This is a genomic window from Kribbella sancticallisti (assembly GCF_039530625.1).
Classification (GTDB): Bacteria; Actinomycetota; Actinomycetes; order Propionibacteriales; family Kribbellaceae; genus Kribbella; species Kribbella sancticallisti.
This window is the reverse complement of record NZ_BAAAOS010000037.1, coordinates 184,993-204,803: the sequence shown is the minus strand read 5'-3', so window position 1 is coordinate 204,803 and position 19,811 is coordinate 184,993. Positions and strand designations below refer to the sequence as shown.

At 69.5% G+C, this 19,811-nt stretch carries 19 protein-coding genes; 12 read left to right on the top strand and 7 right to left on the bottom strand.

Going from position 1 to position 19,811, the window contains the following annotated elements; all coding sequences use genetic code 11:
- Positions 1 to 62: 62 nt before the first annotated feature.
- The gene (locus ABD255_RS25920; RefSeq protein WP_344218351.1) at positions 63 to 1,184 is read right to left on the bottom strand and encodes an NAD(P) transhydrogenase subunit alpha; all 1,122 of its coding nucleotides are present in this window, start codon (positions 1,182 to 1,184) and stop codon (positions 63 to 65) included.
- Positions 1,185 to 1,236: 52 nt separating this feature from the next.
- Positions 1,237 to 2,562: a dipeptidase gene (locus tag ABD255_RS25915; protein ID WP_344218349.1), complete on the bottom strand. Its 1,326-nt coding sequence runs from the start codon at positions 2,560 to 2,562 to the stop codon at positions 1,237 to 1,239.
- A gap of 93 nt (positions 2,563 to 2,655) precedes the next feature.
- On the opposite strand from ABD255_RS25915, the gene ABD255_RS25910 reads away from it, so the two are divergent.
- Positions 2,656 to 3,603 (top strand): hypothetical protein, encoded by a 948-nt coding sequence (locus ABD255_RS25910; RefSeq protein WP_344218347.1) that lies wholly within the window; start codon positions 2,656 to 2,658, stop codon positions 3,601 to 3,603.
- 4 nt (positions 3,604 to 3,607) lie between these two features.
- Here the strand turns inward: ABD255_RS25910 and ABD255_RS25905 are convergent, their stop codons facing one another.
- Positions 3,608 to 5,068 (bottom strand): serine/threonine-protein kinase, encoded by a 1,461-nt coding sequence (locus ABD255_RS25905; protein ID WP_344218345.1) that lies wholly within the window; start codon positions 5,066 to 5,068, stop codon positions 3,608 to 3,610.
- 218 nt (positions 5,069 to 5,286) lie between these two features.
- Here ABD255_RS25905 and ABD255_RS25900 point away from each other — a divergent pair, with 218 nt between their 5' ends.
- The 9 genes from ABD255_RS25900 to ABD255_RS25860 all read left to right on the top strand — a co-directional run bounded on the left by ABD255_RS25900 (position 5,287) and on the right by ABD255_RS25860 (position 14,678).
- A complete protein-coding gene (locus tag ABD255_RS25900; protein ID WP_344218343.1) occupies positions 5,287 to 6,483 on the top strand; it encodes a hypothetical protein in 1,197 nt (398 codons plus the stop codon).
- Between the two features lie 90 nt (positions 6,484 to 6,573).
- Complete coding sequence (locus tag ABD255_RS25895) at positions 6,574 to 7,746, top strand: hypothetical protein (protein ID WP_344218341.1); 1,173 nt, start codon at positions 6,574 to 6,576, stop codon at positions 7,744 to 7,746.
- A 60-nt stretch (positions 7,747 to 7,806) separates the two neighbouring features.
- Complete coding sequence (locus tag ABD255_RS25890; protein WP_344218339.1) at positions 7,807 to 8,544, top strand: metallophosphoesterase family protein; 738 nt, start codon at positions 7,807 to 7,809, stop codon at positions 8,542 to 8,544.
- Between the two features lie 17 nt (positions 8,545 to 8,561).
- Positions 8,562 to 9,692 (top strand): histidine kinase, encoded by a 1,131-nt coding sequence (locus ABD255_RS25885; RefSeq protein ID WP_344218337.1) that lies wholly within the window; start codon positions 8,562 to 8,564, stop codon positions 9,690 to 9,692.
- Between the two features lie 18 nt (positions 9,693 to 9,710).
- Positions 9,711 to 10,463 (top strand): LytR/AlgR family response regulator transcription factor, encoded by a 753-nt coding sequence (locus tag ABD255_RS25880; protein WP_344218335.1) that lies wholly within the window; start codon positions 9,711 to 9,713, stop codon positions 10,461 to 10,463.
- Between the two features lie 78 nt (positions 10,464 to 10,541).
- Entirely contained in the window at positions 10,542 to 10,922 is a 381-nt protein-coding gene (locus tag ABD255_RS25875) for a hypothetical protein (protein WP_344218333.1), read from the top strand.
- Positions 10,923 to 10,931: 9 nt separating this feature from the next.
- Positions 10,932 to 12,479 (top strand): sodium/solute symporter, encoded by a 1,548-nt coding sequence (locus ABD255_RS25870; protein ID WP_344218331.1) that lies wholly within the window; start codon positions 10,932 to 10,934, stop codon positions 12,477 to 12,479.
- Positions 12,480 to 12,693: 214 nt separating this feature from the next.
- The gene (locus tag ABD255_RS25865; protein ID WP_344218329.1) at positions 12,694 to 13,038 is read left to right on the top strand and encodes a DUF485 domain-containing protein; all 345 of its coding nucleotides are present in this window, start codon (positions 12,694 to 12,696) and stop codon (positions 13,036 to 13,038) included.
- Positions 13,035 to 14,678, top strand: a complete 1,644-nt coding sequence (locus tag ABD255_RS25860; RefSeq protein ID WP_425554526.1) for a solute symporter family protein — start codon at positions 13,035 to 13,037, stop codon at positions 14,676 to 14,678. Before ABD255_RS25865 ends, ABD255_RS25860 begins: the two co-directional genes overlap by 4 nt.
- A gap of 113 nt (positions 14,679 to 14,791) precedes the next feature.
- Here the strand turns inward: ABD255_RS25860 and ABD255_RS25855 are convergent, their stop codons facing one another.
- Positions 14,792 to 15,256 (bottom strand): MarR family winged helix-turn-helix transcriptional regulator, encoded by a 465-nt coding sequence (locus ABD255_RS25855; RefSeq protein WP_344218327.1) that lies wholly within the window; start codon positions 15,254 to 15,256, stop codon positions 14,792 to 14,794.
- A gap of 94 nt (positions 15,257 to 15,350) precedes the next feature.
- On the opposite strand from ABD255_RS25855, the gene ABD255_RS25850 reads away from it, so the two are divergent.
- On the top strand, positions 15,351 to 15,704 hold the full coding sequence (locus ABD255_RS25850) for a cupin domain-containing protein (RefSeq protein ID WP_344218325.1): 354 nt from the start codon (positions 15,351 to 15,353) through the stop codon (positions 15,702 to 15,704).
- A 1-nt stretch (position 15,705) separates the two neighbouring features.
- Here ABD255_RS25850 and ABD255_RS25845 read toward each other — a convergent pair whose 3' ends face one another.
- The 3 genes from ABD255_RS25845 to ABD255_RS25835 are packed head-to-tail and all read right to left on the bottom strand — an operon-like array spanning position 15,706 to position 18,216.
- Positions 15,706 to 17,187 (bottom strand): CYTH and CHAD domain-containing protein, encoded by a 1,482-nt coding sequence (locus ABD255_RS25845; protein ID WP_344218323.1) that lies wholly within the window; start codon positions 17,185 to 17,187, stop codon positions 15,706 to 15,708.
- A 22-nt stretch (positions 17,188 to 17,209) separates the two neighbouring features.
- Entirely contained in the window at positions 17,210 to 17,395 is a 186-nt protein-coding gene (locus ABD255_RS25840) for a hypothetical protein (protein ID WP_344218321.1), read from the bottom strand.
- Positions 17,386 to 18,216: a methyltransferase domain-containing protein gene (locus tag ABD255_RS25835; RefSeq protein ID WP_344218319.1), complete on the bottom strand. Its 831-nt coding sequence runs from the start codon at positions 18,214 to 18,216 to the stop codon at positions 17,386 to 17,388. Before ABD255_RS25835 ends, ABD255_RS25840 begins: the two co-directional genes overlap by 10 nt.
- Before the next feature lie 28 nt (positions 18,217 to 18,244).
- Here ABD255_RS25835 and pdxR point away from each other — a divergent pair, with 28 nt between their 5' ends.
- Complete coding sequence (pdxR, locus tag ABD255_RS25830; protein ID WP_344218317.1) at positions 18,245 to 19,777, top strand: MocR-like pyridoxine biosynthesis transcription factor PdxR; 1,533 nt, start codon at positions 18,245 to 18,247, stop codon at positions 19,775 to 19,777.
- Positions 19,778 to 19,811 lie beyond the last annotated feature (34 nt).

The following is a 19,811-nucleotide window of genomic DNA, read 5'->3' as shown; positions in this document are numbered from 1 at the left end:
GAGGGAACGCCGGGAGTTGAGCCTCGTGACCGGCCGCGCCGGAGGCGCGGCAGTTAGTAGAGTCATGCCATTCCTTCCAGCAACTCGCGGGTCGGCTCGTGCAGCACGGTGCCGTCGTGGGTGACGCAGCAGCCGGCGACGATCTCGTCGCCGAAGTCGGGGTTGAACTCGGCGTCCCGCGTCATCAGCGTGATCAGGTTCGCGACGTTCTGGCCGTAGAGCCGGCTCGCCGGTCCCGCCATCTGGCTGGGCACGTTCGCACCGCCCCAGACCAGGGCGTTGCCGATCATCAGTTCGGTCCCGGCCACCGAGCCCTCGACGTTGCCGCCGGACTCCGAGGCCAGGTCGACCACGACCGAGCCGGGCCTCATCTGCTCCACCATCGCCCGCGACACCAGCATCGGCGCGGTCCGCCCGGGCACCGCCGCCGTGGTGATCAGCGCGTCCGCGCCCGCGACGTACGGCGCGAGCAGGTCGCGCTGCAGCTGAGCTCGCTCCTCGGTCATCTCGCGGGCGTAGCCGCCCGGGCCGTCCAGGGTGCCGAGCTCGAGCTCGATCGGCTGCGCGCCCATCGAGGCGATCTCCTCGGCCGCGGCGGTGCGCACGTCGTAGGCCTTCACCACCGCGCCGAGTCGCTTGGCTGTCGCGATGGCCTGCAGGCCGGCGACGCCCGCACCCAGGACGAGAACCTGGGCGGGCGGCACCGTGCCGGCCGCGGTCATGTTCAGTGGGAAGAACCGGGGCAGGCGTTCCGCGGCGACGATGGCGGCGCGATAGCCGGCGACCAGGGCCTGTGAGGACAGCGCGTCCATCGACTGGGCCCGGGAGATCCGCGGGATCAGCTCCATCGCGAACGCGGTCAGCTTGGCCCGGGTCGCGGCCCGGATCACGTCCGGCGGATTCGTCGGCAGGAACGACATCAACGCGGTACCGGCGTGCAGCCGCTGCAGGCGTTCGCGCTCCAGCGGTTGCACCGACACCACGACGGTCGCCGCGTGGTCGGCTCCCCAGGCCACCTCGGCCCCGGCTACGCGGTACGCGTCGTCGGAGAACAGCGCGCGCTCGCCGGCCGCGGGCTCGACCGCGACCTCGTAGCCGAGCTGGACGAGTTTGACGACTTGTTCCGGCACCAGCGCCACCCGGCGCTCGGCCGGTCTGGTCTCTCGCACCACTGCGATCTTCACTCGCCGAAACCTATGCCAAACCCTGGGTGCCCGGAAAGCCCGGTACCGATGATCAGGCCAAGTTCTGAAGAAGAAGCGCCTCGGCCAGGCAGACCTTGGCGAACTCCTCGAGGTGCAGACCCTCGTCGATCCCGTGCGCGCGGGTGTCCGGGTCCTCCACCCCGGTGACCAGAACGGCCGCGTTCGGGAAGGCCTGCTGGAACTCCGCGATGAACGGAATCGAGCCGCCCATGCCCATGTCGACCGGCTCCACACCCCAGGCCGTGGCGAACGCGGACCGGGCCGCGTCGTACGCCGTACCGCGGGCGTTGATCGAGCACGGCTGGCCCAGATCGCCTTCGGTGACAGTGACCTGAGCACCCCAGGGCGCGTTCTCCTCGAGGTGGTTGCGCAGGGCCTCCATCGCCTTGGCCGCTTCGTCGCCGGGGGCGAGCCGGAGGCTGACCTTCGCCCGGGCGACCGGGACCAGGGTGTTGCTCGCGTCGGCGACCCGGGGCGCGTCGATGGCCAGTACCGCGATCGCCGGCCGGGTCCACAACCGGTCGACCAGGCTGCCGGAGCCGATCAGCTTCACCGAGTCCAGCACGCTCGACTCGGCCCGGAACCGGTCCTCGGGATATTCCAGGTCGGCCGCGCGTGTCGCGTGCAGTCCGTCGACCGCGACGTCGCCGTTGTCGTTGTGCAAGCTGGCCAGCAGCCGGCACAGCGAGGTCAGCGCGTCCGGCACGGCACCGCCGAACAGCCCGGAGTGGACGGCGTGCTTCAGCGTCCGCACCTCGACGTAGCAGTCGACCAGACCGCGCAGCGACACGGTCAGCGCGGGGCGGCCGATCGCCCAGTTGCCCGAGTCGGCGATCACGATCGCGTCGGCGGTCAGTTCGTCGCCGTACTCGTCCAGCAGTCGCAGCAGGGTCGGCGAGCCGGTCTCCTCCTCGCCCTCGACGAACACCGTCACGCCGACCGGCAGATCGTTGCCAAAGGCCCGTACGGCGGCAAGGTGGGCCGCGATGCCGGCCTTGTCGTCGGCGGCGCCGCGGGCGTACAGCCGGCCGTCGCGCTCGGTCGGCTCGAACGGCTCCGAGGTCCACTCCTCGACCGCGCCCGCCGGCTGCACGTCGTGGTGCGCGTAGAGCAGCACGGTCGGCTTGCCCTCCGGCGCCGGCTTCTTCGCGATCACCGCGGGGGCCCCCTCACCGGCGCGCACGATCCGCACCGAGAACCCCTCCGCCTCGAACAACGCGGCGGTCGCCTCGGCGGACCGCTGGACGTCGGCGGCGCGGGCGGGATCAGCACTGACCGACGGGATCCGGATGAGGTCCTCGAGGTCGGCACGAACAGACGGCAGCACGCGGTCGATGGCCGCAGACAAGTCAGACATGGGGCCTACGGTACGGCGTAGCGCTGCGTGGTCAGCAATCTACGGATAAAGTCATGATTTCCGAAGGTTTCTACCCAAAACCGAGAGGACATCATGGCCCGCCCCTTAGCCATTCTGACCGCTTTCCTCAGTACTGCGGCAGCTCTGACCGCGGTCAGCGCACCCACCATCGCCACCGCCGCGATCACCTGCGACACCTCGACCACCGGTGGCGCCACCTTCTACGACGGCCCTTCGGCCTCGAGGAAGTACGACGCCCGGTTCAGCAACAGCGTGGGCATCCCCAACCTCAGCACGCACACCCCGCAGGGCGCCGGCACTTGGTACAACTGGGACGGCTCCGGCAAGAACCTGCTGCTCGTCTCGTCGTACCGCGGCGGCGCCGACTCGCAGATCTACGGCATCGACCCGGCCACCGGCTCCACCGTCGGAGTGGTCGCGATCGCCGAGTCCCACGTCGGCGGGATCACCACGAGCAAGGGCTGGGCGTTCGTGTCGGGCGCGGGGAGTTCGATCCGCAAGTACCGGCTCACCGAACTCCGCGACGCCCTGAAGGCCGCCGGTACGCCGTACCTGGCGCAGGTCGGTACCGCGCGCAACGTCGCGGGCGCCTCGTTCCTGACCAGCTACGGCGACTCCATCTTCTCCGGCAGCTTCAACGAGACCGGCCGCGGCACCATGTACGAGTACAAGATCGCCGACGACGGCACGCTGACCACCCTCGCCGGTGCGTGGGAGGTGCCGACCAAGACGCAGGGCCTGATGGTGACGGCGAACCAGTTCATCTACAGCACGTCGTACGGGCGGGGGAACCGCAGCAACCTGTACGTCGTACGGCGCGGGCAGAAGGATCTCGACGCCGCCGCGCTGAGCTGCTTCCGTGCCCCGAGCATGACCGAGGGCATCACCGAGTACAACGGCACCGCGTACCTGGTCTACGAGTCCGGCTCCCACCTCTACGCCTCGGACCCGGCGACCCTCAACGTCATCCCGCGCTTCCACAAGGCCTCGTCGTCGTCCTTGACGTCCTTGGTGCCGTAACCAGCTAGTAGGTCACCGAGTCGAGCACCTGGCGCAGTTGGTCCGGATCGTCGCTGTGCACCTGGATCCGGACCGACTGGGTGTCGGAGAGCTTGATGTACCGCTCGGTCACCATGTCGCTCTCGCAGTTGTAGTGATAGGTGACGGCCGTCTTGTCGTCGACGTCGCCTGGGTCCGATGCGCCCAGAGAGCAACCGCTGGGCGGTACCGCGGCCGTCGGGAGGGCACCCGCCATACCGACGAAGACACCGGGCACCGAGTTCGCCCGCCACAGCCCGGTGTCCGTGCTGACCAGCAGAACTCCGTCGCCTACCGACTTCTGGTCCCACGTCCGCGGGACCTCGACGGACAGCGATCCCGAGGTGACGGTGACCGGGCGGCTCAGGATGAACTGATAGCCGCCGTAGCCGCCCGCGGCCGCCAGGACGAGGCCGGCGAGCACCGCGAACACCCATGCTCCGCCCGAGCGGCGGCGGGGTTCTGCGGGTGCGGCTATCGGTACTGGTGCGGTGGTCTTGTCTGCGAGGCCGGTTCCGGTGCCGGCGACGGTGGCCGCGTTGGCGTCCGAGGGGGCGGTCTCCTGGTCGACGGGGGCCAGTCCGGTCGGTTTGGGGAGTTCCTCGGCAGGGACCAGGCCGGCGGGGATCCTGCCGGTTTCGTGGGCCTCGCGGAGCGCGTCGAGGAAGCTGTCGAGGTCGGGCCAGCGCTTGTCGCGGTCGGGCTCGAGGGCACGCCGTACGACGACGTCGATCGCGTCGGGGATGTCGTCGCGCAAGGTGCTCATCGACGGCGGTGGCGCGTCGATCCGCATCACCGCGCCGAGGCTGGCGACGCCGTGCGGAGGCTGGCCGGTGAAGGCCGCATAGGCGACCGCGCCCAGCGAGTACAGATCCGCGCGCTGGTCGAGCCGGTCGCCCATCACCTGCTCCGGCGCGACGTACGCCGGAGTACCGCCGGGCATCGTCAACTGGGAGACGGTCTCCAGGGACTTGCCCAGGCCGAGGTCGCCGAGCATCGCGCGGTCGCCGGCCGGGTCGGTCCGGAAGAGCACGTTCGCCGGTTTCACGTCGCGGTGCAGCACGCCGCGGGCGTGCAACTGCTTCAGCCCGCTGCCGACCTGGGTGATCACCTCGACCACCTCGGCGACCTCCAGCGGCCCGGCCTTGATCTTGTCGGCCAGCGAGCCGCCGTCGGCGTACGTCAGGACGAGATAGGGACGGCCGTCCTCGGCCTCGCCGACGTCGTGCACGCCGACGACGTGGGGCGAGTCGACCCGGCGCAGGAAGCGCCCCTCGGCCAGGAAGCGACGGCGTACGTCGTCCTGGTCGATCCAGTTGTCGGACAAAATCTTGACGGCGACCTCGGCGTCGAGTTGCTCGTCCCTGGCCAGCCAGACGGTCGCGAAACCACCGGCACCCACCCGGCGGACCAGGGAGTACCGGCCGATCCGCGGTGGCTGGTCCATCCCCGCATTATGCTCGATCGTTCCTGCGACCTGGTCGCCGGAGCGCGTGTTCGCAACCGAAACGGGGCCTGGCGGAGTGCGAAACCGGCCACACCGTTGGGCTCCGTCCCGCTGCTCTCGGGGTCATGACGAACAAAACGGATTCGGCTCGCGTCCAAGCCGGGACGGGGAACGACCGATGGTGAAACCGGCGAGTGCCGGCCGGGGAGTGGGGGCACATGACGGGGAACAACGGCCGGTTGGTCGCCTTGGTTGCCGCTGTCGCGGTGGCCGCGGTGGCTGTCGGCGGCGCGCTCGCCTACCGGCAGGAGCCTGAGGCCGAGAGTGCGACGGCCGAACCGCTGCCGGGTCCGAGTACTCCGGCGCCGCAGACACCGAGAGCGAGTACTCCGGCCCCGCCGTCGGCGACGCCGTCAGTCAAGGCGCCGGTCACCCCGCCGGCGACTCCCCGGACCACGCCTTCGAGGTCCCCGGTCAACCCGGTCAGGGTCACCGTCGACCCTGCCAAGCTCGTCCAGGGGCGCGCTCCCCAACGGCCCCATCTCGTCGGCCGGGAGGTTCGGGGCGGTGGCGGTGGCGCCGTGCGGATTCCGGGGACGGAGTCCATCATGGCGATCGCCCGGCTCGGCAACGACGCCATGGCGGTCGTCACCAAAGGAAAGGGCACGGAACTCCTCCGGATCCACCCGGCCAAGCCGACGAGGCACACCCCGGACGTCAGCTCGATGATCAGCGGCGAAGACGGCACCGTCGCCTACGTGGCGGTCCGCACCGGGCCCAACGGCGAACCGCTCCTGGGGGCCGTCCTGTACGCCGAGACCTCCGGCGGGATCGAGAAGCTGGCCGTGCCGAACGCGGAGGTTCACCTGGCCGGACTGGCGAACGGCAGGGTCTATTACCGGGTCCATACCGAGATGACCGGACCCTGGAAACTCTACGAGTGGGTTCCGGGTGCGGCGGCCGGGAAGCAGGTCAGCACCGTTCCCTCGGCGAGCGTCGTGTCCGGCGACGGCGAGATCGCCGCCTCGATCACCAGCACGGACACCGCGCGGACGTGCTCGACGGTGACCGCGGTCGGCACCGGCAAAAGGCTGTGGAAGACCTGCGAGGATCTCGTCACCGGCTTCACGCCCGACGCCGCCACCACGCTCACCGTCGCTGCCTACGGAGCCAACGGTCCGGCCGGCCTGGTCAGGGCGCTGGAGACGAAGTCCGGGAAGCTGATCCGCGAGTGGAGCGGATCGTTCGGCCTGGCCGTCGCCGAGGACGACCAGCATGTGCTGCTGCACACCGGCGGCGGCCCGATCGACGGCGCGAACGGGCCGACGTCCGCGATCCTGCGCTGCGACGTCACCACCGGCGGCTGCGAGCTCGCCACCGGACTGAGCAGCACCGCGGTCGCGATCGGGGTCTGACAACAAAACCACCCGGCCGGGCGTCATACCGGCAGGGGAACGCGTCGATGCGACGATGTGGTTCGACGTACGACTGTAAGGAGCCTGGAGATGAGGCAGAACAACGGCCGGCTGGTCGTGGTGGTCGCTGCCGTCGCGGTAGCGGCGGTCGCCATCGGCGGCGTGCTCGCGTACCGGCAAGGTCCCAGCAACGCCAGCGCCGATGCCGCCCCGCTCTCGGCTCCGACCAAGGCGCCCTCGACCTCGCCGACGACCGCCTCGCCCAGTAAGACACCGTCGCGCCCGCCGACGTCGACGCCGACCGTCACTCCCAGCGGTCCGGTCAAGGTCCCGGTGAACCTGGCCAAGCTCCCCAAGGGGCGCGAACCCCAGGTTCCGTACCTGATCGGCCGGGAGGTCCGCGGTGGCGCCGGTGGCGCCGTGAAGATCCCGGGCAAGGAGCCGATTCACCAGATCGCCCGGCAGAACGTCGTGGTGCTCGCCGTCGTCGGCAAGGGGTCGGGGTCGGAGTTGCTCAAGCTCGGGCCGACCGACGGCGAGGTCCGCCGGGTTGCCGACGTCAGTTCGATCGTGTCGGCCGCGGACGGCTCCGCGACGGCGTACGCGGCGACTCGCCGAGGCGACGACGGAGGAGCGCTCAAGGGCGGCACCTTGTACGCCGACTCGGGCCTGGACGTGGAGACGCTCAAGCGACCGAACGACTCGAATCTCAGGGTGCTCGGCTACGTCGACGGGAAGGTCTACTTCCGGGCCGACACCGACGACCGAGGCGCCTGGCAGTTCTACTCCTGGACGCCGGGCTCCTCGAAGGCCACCGAGATCACCATCGGTTCGCCCAGCGCGCTCTCCCCCGACGGCCGGATCACCGCCTCGATGAGCCAGATCACCGACGCCGGCTCGTGCTCGGACGTCACGGTGGTCGCCACCGGCAAGCGCCTCTGGCGGACCTGCGAGAGCAGCGTCCAGGGCTTCACGCCGGACGGCCGCACGGCCTTCGGTGGACCGGCGTACGCCGACGGGTACTGCGCCGGGACCGCCGCAGCCCTGGACGCGACGACGGGCCGGCTGTTCCGCGAGTGGTCGGGCTGCTTCCACCAGACCGTCGCCGAGGACGACCAGCATCTCCTCATCGTCGCGGATGCCACCGACGGAGGTGGCGAGGACGGCTACGGCAGCCGGGCCATCATCCGCTGCACCCTCACCACCGGAGCTTGCGAACTGGCCACGCCGCTGAGCGGCACCGGCGCCTCGATCGGTTCCTGACGGCGTCTGCTGCCAGCTAACCCCCGGGACCGGGCCGCCGTTCGGCGGCAGACTGGGCGGATGGAACGGATCGTGGTGTTGGCGGACATCCATGGGGTGTTGCCCGCGTTGGAAGCCGTGCTGGCTGAGCCCGACGTCGGTACTGCGGACGCGGTGGTGCTGGCCGGCGACATAGCGAGTGGGCCCATGCCGGTGGAGACGCTGGATCTGCTGGTGTCGTTGGGTGAGCGAGCGGTCTGGGTTCGGGGGAACGCGGATCGTGAACTGGTGGCGATGGCGCGTGGGGAGTTCGAGGGCGAGCCGCAGGACCAGGTGAGTTCGTGGGCGGCCGCGGCGTTGCGGGTGGATCAGGTGGAGTTGCTGGACCGGCTGCCGACCAGCGTGACCATCGGGAACACCTTGATCTGCCACGCGACTCCCCGGGACGACGAGGAGATGGTGCTCGTCGACAGTCCGATCTCACGGTGGGCGGACGTGCTGAGCGGAGTACCGGCTGAGGTCCGGACCGTCGTGTGCGGGCACACCCACATGCCCTACGCGCGGCAGGTCGATCGGCGGCTCGTGGTCAACGCAGGCAGCGTCGGGATGCCGTACGGCGCTCCGGGGGCTAGCTGGGCTCTCCTGACTCCCGCCGGGGTGGAACTCCGCAGGACGTACTTCGACACCGCCAAGGCAGCGGAGTACCTCGCCAAGCACTCGTCGTACTCCGGTATCGACGGCTGGTCGGACGAGTACCTCCTCGCCAACTACTCCGACACAGAGGCGCTCGAGGCGTTCAGGCCGCGCTCGGAGGTCTGAGCGGCTACCGTCGGGGCATGTTCGCGCGGCGACGGAAGCACTTCGGAACTCCGGCCGACAAGGCGACGTATGCGACCCTGCATACCGCCTCCCTGGCCACGCCGAGCCTGCGCGAAGGCCTCACTCCGTCAGCGGCAGGAAAGGCCAGCAAGCATCTGCGGGACCTCCTCGGTACTGCGGCGATCGCCATCTGCGACTCGTCCGGAGTACTGGCCTGGGATGGCGTAGGCGGTCCGTACGAGAGCAACCACCGCAGGGACGCCAAGGCCATCGCGGCTCCCACCCTGCGCACCGGTAGGACCGCAGTACTGGGTGCGCACGACGTTGCTTGCGACGACCCGCAGTGCCCGATCCGTACTGCGGTAGTGGCTCCGATCGTGACGGAGGATCGCGTAGTAGCCGTCCTGGTCGCCTACAGCCCGCGGTCCTCGGCAGCACTGGTCCGCGCCACGGAAGAGGTGGCTCGCTGGGTCTCAGGCCAGGTGGAACTGGCCGAGCTGAACAAGGAACGCACTCGGGCGATGGAGGCCGAACTCCGGGCACTCCGGGCCCAGATCAGCCCGCACTTCATCTACAACGCGCTCGCCGCGATCGCGTCGTTCGTGCGGACCGACCCGGAGCGCGCCCGCGAGTTGCTGCTGGAGTTCGCCGACTTCTCCCGCTATGCGCTGCGACGCGGTGGCGAGTTCACCACCTTGTCGGACGAGCTTCGCAACGTCGAGCGGTACCTGGTGCTGGAGCAGGCGCGGTTCGGCGAGCGGCTGACGGTGTCGCTGCTGATCGCGCCGGAGGTGCTGTCGGTGGCGATCCCGTTCCTGGTGGTCCAGCCGCTGGTGGAGAACGCGGTCCGGCACGGTCTGGACGGGACCACGGGGATCGGCCGGATCACGATCCGCGCCGACGACCGCGGCCTGGAGGCCGAGATCAGCGTCGAGGACGACGGCGCCGGCAGCGATCCGGAGGTGATCCGGGCCGCCCTGGCCGGCGAGTCGAGCAACGACTCGGTCGGGCTCGGCAACGTCGACGCCCGGCTCCGGCAGGTGTACGGCGACGCCTACGGCCTGGTGGTCGAGACCGCGCCGGAGGCAGGCACGAAGGTGAGCTTCCGGGTGCCCAAATACTCCTCAGGGGTGCATGCGTCCGCCTAGTGTCCTTAGTGTGTGCCCATGACCGAGTCGCTGCCGCCGCTGCGTGCACTTGTCGCCGACGACGAGGAGCCCGCGCTGGCCGAGCTGGTCTATCTGTTGTCGAAGGACCCGCGGATCGGCCCGATCCAGACCGCGTCGAACGGGCCGGAGGCGCTCAAGATCCTGCAGGCGGCCGAGGTCGACGTGGTGTTCTGCGACATCAAGATGCCCGGGCTGGACGGGATCGACCTGGCCCGGGTGCTGTCCAAGTTCGCCAGCCGGCCGAGGATCGTCTTCGTCACCGCGTACGACGAGCACGCGGTCGACGCCTTCGACCTGGACGCGATGGACTACGTGATGAAGCCGGTCCGGGCCGAGCGCCTGGCCGAGGCCGTACGCCGGGTCGTCAACGCCGGCACTCCGACGGCAGCTCCGCCTCAGGACGATGCCGAGGATGAGACGATCCCCGTCGAGCTCGCCGGTGTCACCCGGTTCGTCCAGCGCTCCACCGTTCGCTACGTCGAGGCGCAGGGCGACTACGCCCGGCTGCACACCGGGCAGAACTCCCATCTGGTCCGGGTCCCGCTCAGCACCCTGGAAGAACGTTGGCGCGACGCGGGCTTCACCAGGATCCACCGCAGCACGCTGGTCGCCCTGGCGCATGTCGACGAGATGCGCGTGGACGGCGGCCGTTGCGCCGTCCGGGTCGGCGACGACTGGCTCCCCGTCAGCCGCCGCCACACCCGCGAACTCCGCGACCTGCTGGTCCGCTCGACGTCCTTGCGCGGCTGACATGCCGACCCCGTACGCACGCGAGCCGCGCGAGCTGGGATTGCGTGGAGCGCCCGTCAGCCAGGCCGAGGTGCGCGAGTGAGTACGCCGGAGGTGCCTCGGCGGGTTCGGGTCACCAGTCCACGCACCAGTGCGGCACGGCGGATGGCGATCAACACCGGGACCCGGGAGATCGACGAGCAGACGCGGGTTGGCGAGGTCTACATGCACTCGCTGATCCAGTCGCAACTCCGGCTCGCTCTCGCCGTCATCGCGGGCGCGGCCCTCACGCTCGGCAGCCTGCCGCTGCTCTTCCTGCTGGTGCCGGCCACCCGCACCTTCTCGGTGTTCGGCCTGCCGCTGCCCTGGCTGCTGCTCGGCATCGCCGTCTACCCGGTCGTCTACGTCGCCGCCCGCATCTACGTCCGCAACGCCGAACGGATCGAGACCGAGTTCACCGAGTTCGTGGGACGCAAGTAGGAGCACTGAATGTCACCGGCGATGAGCTTGACCGCGATCGGTCTGGTGGTTGCGGCAACCATCGGGATCGGCCTGTTCGGGCTGCGGATCTCCCGAACCACCAGCGACTTCTACGTCGCCAGCCGGGCGGTGACGCCGCGCTGGAACGCGTCCGCGATCAGCGGCGAATACTTGTCGGCGGCATCTTTCCTCGGCGTCGCCGGCCTCGTGCTGGTGAACGGCGCCGACATGCTGTGGTTCTCGGTGGGCTACACCGTCGGCTACCTGATGCTCCTGGTACTCATCGCGGCACCACTGCGAAGGTCCGGCGCCTACACCCTGCCCGACTTCGCCGAGACCCGCTTCGAGTCCGCCGTCGTCCGCAGGATCTGCTCCCTCCTGGTGGTCGGCATCGGCACGCTGTACCTGCTCCCTCAACTCCGCGGCGCCGGCCTGACGCTCCACACGGTGACCGGAGCACCACCGTCGCTCGGCGCGGCCGTGGTCGCGGTGATCGTGGTGATCAACGTCGCGGCCGGTGGAATGCGCTCGATCACCTTCGTCCAGGCATTCCAGTACTGGCTGAAGCTCACGGCGCTGGCCGTCCCGATCTTCGTCATCCTGATCGCCTGGCGGTCCGCCGAGCACCCGGCCGGAGTACTGGAATCGCTGCAGGGTGCGGGCGCCGAGTGGGCCGAGCCGTTGTCCACCGCGGGCGGCCGGGACCACCCGCTGTACGCGACGTACTCGTTGCTCCTGGCCCTTTGTTTCGGGACGATGGGGCTGCCGCACGTGCTGGTCCGGTTCTACACGAACCCCGATGGCCGAGCCGCCCGTCGCACCACCGTCGTCGTACTCGCTCTGCTCGGGGCGTTCTACCTGTTCCCACCCCTGTACGCCGTACTGGGGCGGACCTTCGCGCCCGACCTGATCGGCACCGGGGCTGACACGGTCGTTCTCGAGCTGCCAGGGCGGATTTTCCCTGGTACAGCAGGGGATCTGCTCGGTGCTCTGGTGGCCGCCGGAGCGTTCGCGGCGTTCCTGTCGACGTCGTCAGGATTGACCGTCGCCATCGCCGGCGTGATCGACCAGGACCTGTTGCGGAGCAGGCTGCACCGGCTGACCAGCGGGGATTACCTGGCCGTGAACAGCTTCCGGATCGCTGCCCTGCTGGCGATCGCGGTTCCCTACCTCGCGTTCAACCTGACCGGCGCGCTCAGTCTCGCCGACACCGTGGGCCTGGCGTTCGCCGTGGCCGCGTCGACGTTCTGCCCGCTGCTGGTGCTGGGGATCTGGTGGCGCCGGATGTCGACGGTCGGCGCCGCGGGCGGGCTGGTGGTGGGTGGCGTCGCCGCGATCGCCGCGGTCCTGGTGAACGTGATCGAGCCACCGGGCGGCGGCTGGCCGAAGGCGCTGATCGGGCAGCCCGCGGCGTGGACGATGCCACTCGCGTTCCTCACCGTGATCGTCGTGTCGAAGCTGACCCCGCACAAGATCCCCCGCGGCACCGCCCGGAGCATGGTCCGCCTGCACACCCCCGAAGCCGTCGACGTCGACCGCGGCTTCCCGCCGGCCTGAAGCCCTCGACCACGCCGTACCGCCCGGTGGAACCGTTCGTCGTACCGTTCCGACCGCTCATCGCAGCGGCGTTCACCGCCGGTCGAGAGCTGGGCGCCATTGGGCGCTCAGCCCGCGCGGGGGGTGTCGGGGCGGGAGTGAGCTGGCCCACAGTACGGACTGCAACCCTGCGCGCCGGTATCCGCCCGGCCTGATCCAGTCTGGAGGTCCCGCGATGAGCGACACCCGCAGCGCGGCCGGCGATCCGGAACTGACGACGTACCGTGACGTCCAGCTCTCGCCGGACTTCACCGAACTGCGTCGCCGCTTCCGGCGCTTCGTGTTCCCGATGACCGGCCTGTTCCTGGCCTGGTACTTCCTCTACGTCCTGCTCGCCGACTACGCCCCCGGCTTCATGTCGCAGCGGGTCGGCGGCAACATCAACGTCGCACTGCTGCTCGGTCTCGGCCAGTTCGTCTCCACCTTCGCGATCACGATGATCTACGTCCGCTGGGCCGACAAGGAGATCGACCCGGCGGCCGAGAAGATGCGTGACCTGATCGAGGGGACGGACAAGTGAGCGCACCTTTGATGTTGCCGTTGGCAACCGACATCGGCAACCCGACCGTCAACATCGCGATCTTCGCGCTGTTCGTGGTGGCCACCCTGGCGATCGTCATCCGGGCCTCGCGCAACAACCGGACCGCCGCCGACTACTACGCCGGTGGCCGCTCGTTCACCGGGCCGCAGAACGGCATCGCGATCGCCGGTGACTACCTGTCCGCCGCGTCGTTCCTCGGTATCGCCGGTGCGATCGCGCTGAACGGGTACGACGGCTTCCTGTACTCGATCGGCTTCCTGGTCGCCTGGCTGGTGGCGCTCCTGCTGGTGGCGGAGCTGCTCCGGAACACCGGCCGCTTCACCATGGCCGACGTACTGTCCTTCCGGCTGAAGCAGCGCCCGGTCCGGATGGCCGCCGCGATCTCCACCCTGGTGGTCAGTTTCTTCTACCTGCTGGCCCAGATGGCCGGTGCCGGTGGTCTGGTCGCGCTGCTGCTGGGCATCTCCAACCGCGCCGGCCAGAGCGTCGTGATCGCGGTGGTCGGCCTGCTGATGGTCACCTACGTGCTCGTCGGCGGCATGAAGGGCACCACCTGGGTCCAGATCGTCAAGGCGGTGCTGCTCGTCATCGGCGCCGGCATCATGACGCTGTGGGTGCTCGCCAAGTACAGCTTCAACCTGTCCGGTCTGCTCGGCGGTGCCGTCGAGAAAAGCGCGGCGGGCGAGAAGCTGCTCGACCCGGGACTGCAGTACGGCGCAACGGGGATCAGCAAGCTCGACTTCATCTCGCTCGGCCTGGCCCTGGTGCTGGGTACGGCGGGTCTGCCGCACGTGCTGATGCGCTTCTACACGGTCCCGAACTCGCGTGAGGCCCGTCGCAGCGTCAGCTGGGCGATCTGGATCATCGGCATCTTCTACCTGTTCACCCTGGTGCTCGGGTACGGCGCCGCGGCGCTGGTCGGCCCCGACGTCATCCGGGCAGCGCCCGGCAAGGCGAACTCGGCGGCTCCACTGCTGGCCTACGAACTCGGCGGGGAGATCCTGCTGGGCGTAATCTCGGCGGTCGCCTTCGCCACCATCCTGGCGGTGGTCGCGGGTCTGACCATCACCGCGAGCGCGTCGTTCGCCCACGACATCTACGGTCAGGTGATCAAGAAGGGCCAGGTCACCGGCGACGGCGAGGTCCGGGTCGCCCGGATCACCGTGGTCGTGATCGGTGTGGTCGCGATCGTCGGCGGCATCTTCGCCAACGGCCAGAACATCGCCTTCCTGGTGGCCCTCGCCTTCGCGGTGGCGGCCAGTGCGAACCTGCCGACCATCCTGTACTCGCTGTTCTGGCGGCGCTTCAACACCCGCGGCGCGCTCTGGAGCATCTACGGCGGCCTGGGCTCGGCGATCATCCTGATCGCGTTCTCCCCGGTCGTCTCCGGCAAGGTCGACGCCAAGACCGGCGCCAGCCTGTCGATGATCACCGACACCGGCATCGACTTCCACTGGTTCCCGCTGGACAACCCCGGCATCGTCTCGATCCCGCTGGCCTTCGTGCTCGGCATCGTCGGCACGCTGACCAGCAAGGAGCAGACCAACGTCGACAAGTTCGCCGAGATGGAGGTCCGGTCCCTCACCGGCGCGGGCGCCGAGAAGGCGGTACAGCACTGATCCCCTGAAACCTGTCAGGCAGGCCCTGCTCATTCCTCGCGATCCTGCCTGACAGCCCCACCCCCACGAACGGGCCCGGCCTCCAGCCGGGCCCGTTCCTGTGGTCGGCTGAGTTAGCGGAGCCAGCCGGGGAGGTCGCCGAGCGTGGCGGTTGGGGCTCGGCTGACCATGGTGGTGAGGTCGGCTTCCAGCGCTTCGAGGCGGGGCTTGCCCAACTCCTTGATCCAGTCGCGGCGGAGGTCCTCGAAGATCTCGGCCGAGGCACGGAGGCAGTCGCGGCCGCGGGGGGTGATGGTGACCAGCACGGCGCGGGCGTCGGCGGGGTCGGGCGCGCGGTCCACGTAGCCGAGGTCGGCCAGTTTGCCGACGGTCTTGGTCGCCGCCTGCTTCGACACCCCGAGCCGCCGGCCGACCTCCGACATCGTCGCGCCGTCCGGCCCGACCGCCTGCAGCGCGAACCCGTACGCCGGACGCAGGTCCGGGTGGCCCCGCTCGGCCAGCCGCCGATGGAGTTCGTCGATCAGGCCGCGGAACGCCCCGGCCAGCAGCAGCGGCAACTCGAACCCGAACCGATCCATCCCCGCATCATCCCGAACCGCTGGACAGATCGACAACCCGGTGTACTATTTCGACAACCAGGTTGACGAAGTGCGACGTGAGGAGATGCCAGGGATGTATCGAGTGACAGAGACCCCGAACGCGGTGATGACGACGTACGCCTCGCCGACCCAGGGCAGCGACGGGTTGAGCTTGTGGCGGGTGCAGATGAAGCAGGGCGCGCAGGGTCCGCTGCACGTGTTCGACAGCGAGCAGATCTGGACGGCACTGGCCGGTACTGCGTCAGTCGAGCTCGGTGACGAGACGATCGACCTGAAGGAAGGCGAGACCGTCGTCTTTCCCGCCGGGGTGACGCGCAGGATCACCGCCGGGCAGGAGTTCGCGGCTGTGGTCGCCGGTCACGGCACCGCCAAGGTCTTCGTCCCCGGCGAGGACACCGACCGCGGCACCCCACCCTGGATCAGCTGACTCAGCGGACGGTTGGCCAGAGGTCCAGGAAGGCCAGGCGGGAGTTTTCGCCGCGTTGTTCCTCGGCGGCGTGCAGACGGCCGAAGGTGAACGCGTTGCCGCCGTCGAGGAAGACCTGGACAGCCAACTGCCGAAGGAGATCGCGGGCGACCACGCTGTCCTGGTGGTCGCCGAGCACCTCCTGAACCTGCTCGGCGCGAGCAGCAAGGTCGGTGGCCTCACTGCCGAGAACAGGCTCAGCCGACTCCGCGGCGTACCGAAGTCGCTTGGATGCCTTGCGAACCTCGTGGAGTTCGTGGTCCTGAGTGGCGGTGTCCTCGGCCGCCTCCATCCGCTCGACCGCCTTCCGCATCCGCTTCCAGTCGTGCTTCAGCAGCTTGGGCAGTTGCTTCGCGGCCTTGCGCGGCTTGCCGATCAGCGGCGGGTCGGCAAGCAATTCGTCGAGGGAGTCGAGCAGACGGAAGTACCGCTCGCTCTCCAACGCGGCCAGCGCATCCACCCGGCCGGCCTGATAGGCGCTTCGGAGGTGGGTGTCGATGATGTCGCCGACCGCTCCCATCACCAGCTCGACGGGTTGCGCGCCAACCGCGGTCTGGAAGTGCTCCTGCATCACCTCGGCGTCGCGCGCGCCGCCAAGCTCCCCTGCGAGCCACTTCAGCTCGGCGCGCAGACGATCGCCCGCCTCGCGATCGACCACCGGACGGTACGTGGCCAGCGCCGACCGGAGCCGGCGCGTCGCCACCCGCATCTTGTGGACCGAGTCGGGCAGATCCCGCCGTACTTCGGGGTCGCGCTGGTGGATCGCCTTCACCTGCGCCGCGGCGTACGCGCGGAACAGGTCCGCGGTGGTCGGCTTCTCCGGCAACTCCCGGTTCGTCTTCGCAGGCACCCGGTCGCCGAGAGCGCGAGCCAGCTTGCTCGGACCCGAGGCCGGCGCGGCGCCGGCGGCCCGCAGTACGGGCTCGGCGGATTCGAGGAGTTCGCGCTCGCCGTTGACGAGTTCAATCTCCCACTCCCGCCAGCTCTCCGTCGTGCCGTCGACGGTGGCCGTGACCTGGTCGTCGCTGATCTCGGCGAGAACCTCACCGTCGGCGTCGAGCAACCGGTGGACGATCCGGCGGGTCGCCAGCGTCACCACCGGGACGAGTTCCCTGTCGCGGACGTGCACGCGGACCGCGCGGACCACGTCGATCGGCACCTCGCGGACGGCCTCGCCGAGCGGGTGCCGGATCTCCAGCCGCTCGCCCGAGGACACCGGCAGCTTCACGTGCCAGCCGTCGTCCTCACCACCCGTACGCCGCCGCAGCGTCACTTTGGCCGCGGCGAGATCGAGCGCGGCCGTGTCGAAGTACACGGCCTCCAACTGCAGCTCGACCGGCTGCGCGACGCTCGCGACGCCCGGCAACTCGTGCAGGGTGGGCAGCATCGCCTGCTCGTCGACGTCGTACTTGGTCTCGATCTCGAGTTGCTCGGTCGCCGACATGTCCCTTGTCTACCAGGCGGGGTCAATCAGCCGCATCCCGTTGCGCGTCACCACTCGCGGCCCGCAGTTCGTCCCGGACCCGCTCGAGATCGCGGTCCTGTACTCCGGTCCGCCCGGCGCGCTGGTCACGCGGATTCGGCTGGCGGCGGCGGTTCCACTCCAGGCCGACCACGAGCACCACGACGAGGGCGACCAGGATCAGCCACATGGTTCGGCTCCGTCCGGGATCCGCCCGACCGCCTTGAAGAAGGTGTAGTGGAAGGTGCCGCCTGGTTCCGCGGCGCGTTCGAGGTCGCGGATGCCTTCACGCCACTGCTCGGGCGTCCGCAGGCCGGCGGCGATCGAGCGCTCGCGGACCGACTCGACCATCGCGATGAAGGTCTTCCGGGTGAACCCGTCGACCAGGTGCGGCAGGGTCTCGTCGGCGTACACGGTGCACGGCCAGGCGCGCACGTCGGCGTACCCGGCGGCGGCCAGCAACGGTTGCACCCGGCGACCGATCAACGCGTCGCCGCCGGCGAGCGCCTGCAGGTCGGTAAGACAGTCGATCAGCACCTGCGCCGCGTCGCTGCGGGGATGGAAGAAGGCCGACCCGTAATCGCCTTCGATCAACGTGATCGTGCCGCCCGGCCGGATCAGCCGGCGCAGAGTCTTCAGCGCCTGTTGCGGCTCGGGCAGGTGCTCGAGGACGAAGCAGACGAAGAGGTGGTCGAACGAGCCGTCCTCGAACGGCAGGTCGAGGAGGTCGCCGAGATGCCACTCCACTTGCGCGTTCGGGGCTTCGGCGGCCACCCGAGCCTTCGCCTGAGCGAGCGAATCCTCCGAGATGTCGACGGACACGAGCTCGATCCCCGGACTCCCGGTGACGAGTCGCACGGTCTGCGCACCCACCCCACACCCGACGTCGAGCACCCGCGCCCCCGCCTCGTACTGCGTACCGGCGTGCAGCAGGTCCGCCAGCGTCCTCGCCTGATCCGTCAGCCGGCGGGTCTCGGCGGCGGTGTAGCCGTGCACGTAGTCAGTTCCCATATCTCCAACGTGCCGTCACAATGGACCAGTGAACAGGTCCAATCAGTCCAAGATTGGCAGGTCCAAATCCGCCGGTGCCGACTTCCTCCAACTCCGGGTCGAGGAAGCGCCGCCAGGCGGCCTGTCGCACTGGCTGGCCGAACGCCTCCGCGAGGCAATCTCCGACGGCCGCCTCCCCCTCGGCACCCGACTCCCCGCCACCCGCCAGCTGGCCACCGAACTCCAGGTCTCCCGCGGCGTAGTCACCGAGGCCTACCAACGCCTAACCGAAGACGGCCACATCTCAGGCCAAGGCCGAGCCGGCACGATCGTCGTAGCCGCCCCAGTCGGCATCCCACCCGCACCCCTGGGCCGGGCGGAGCGCCTGGCGTTCGGGGGTGGCGCTCCCCACCCAGCGTCCACCTCAGGTGGGGCTGCAGCGGTGGTGGCGGGGCCGGGGTTGGAGGTGTTCGATGCGATGCGCGCGCTGCCCGCGGATATCGATCTGACTCCGGGTGTGCCTGATCTGGCGGCGTTTCCGCGGGCGGCTTGGTTGAAGGCTGAGCGGACCGTGCTCACCGACTTGTCGGCGTCGGCATTCGGCTACGGCGACCCGGCCGGTACTCCGGCGCTCCGGCTGGCCGTCGCGAACTGGCTGGCGCGCAACCGTGGGATCAAGGCCGACCCAGCCGACATCATCATCGTGGCAGGCGTCTCGCAGGCTCTCGGGCTGATCGCGCAGGTGCTCCGGGCGGACGGCATCACCGAACTGGCCGTCGAGGACCCCGGGTCGCTCGGATCGCGGCAACACCTGCAGTTGTGGGGAATGGAGACTCCACCAATCCCGGTCGACACCGACGGACTCCGCGTCGACGACTTACGCGAGAGCGGCGCACCGGCGGTCCTCGTGACTCCCGCACACCAGTTCCCGACGGGTGTAGTACTGGACGGGGAGCGGCGGCGCGAGTTGATGCGATGGGCTGCCGACGGCGGTCTGATCGTGGAGGACGACTACGACGCGGAACACCGCTACGACCGGCCACCGGTGCCCGCCTTGCGAGCGATGCTGACCGAGCAGGTGATCTACGCGGGAAGCATCTCAAAACTACTCGCCCCCGCCCTGCGGATCGGCTGGATGCTGCCGCCGGCGAAGTACAAGGAGGCTCTGGTCGGCGCGAAACGCCTTGCGGACCTGGGCAACGCGGCACTGCCACAGCTGGTGATCGCGCAACTGATGGAGTCGGGCGAGCTGGAACGCCAACTCCGCTACGTCCGCAGGCGGCACCGGACCCGGCGCGACGCCATGATCGATGCCATCAGCAACCACCTGCCGACGGCCACCGTCCACGGCGCCGCCGCCGGCCTGCACCTCACCATCACCTTCGACGACCACCCGTCAGGTGTCGACGACCTGGACCTGGCGGCGGCAGCACTGGAACGAGGCATCAAGACCCAACCCCTGTCCTGGCACTCCCAGAAACCCCAGCCGCCGGGCTTGGTCCTCGGCTACGCCGCCCGCACTCCCACCGAAATCACCACAGCAATCGCCACCATCGCCACCGCCTTGAAGACCTTGAAATAGATTTCCGTCTTGTGATCAGTTCGAGGTCCGCGCG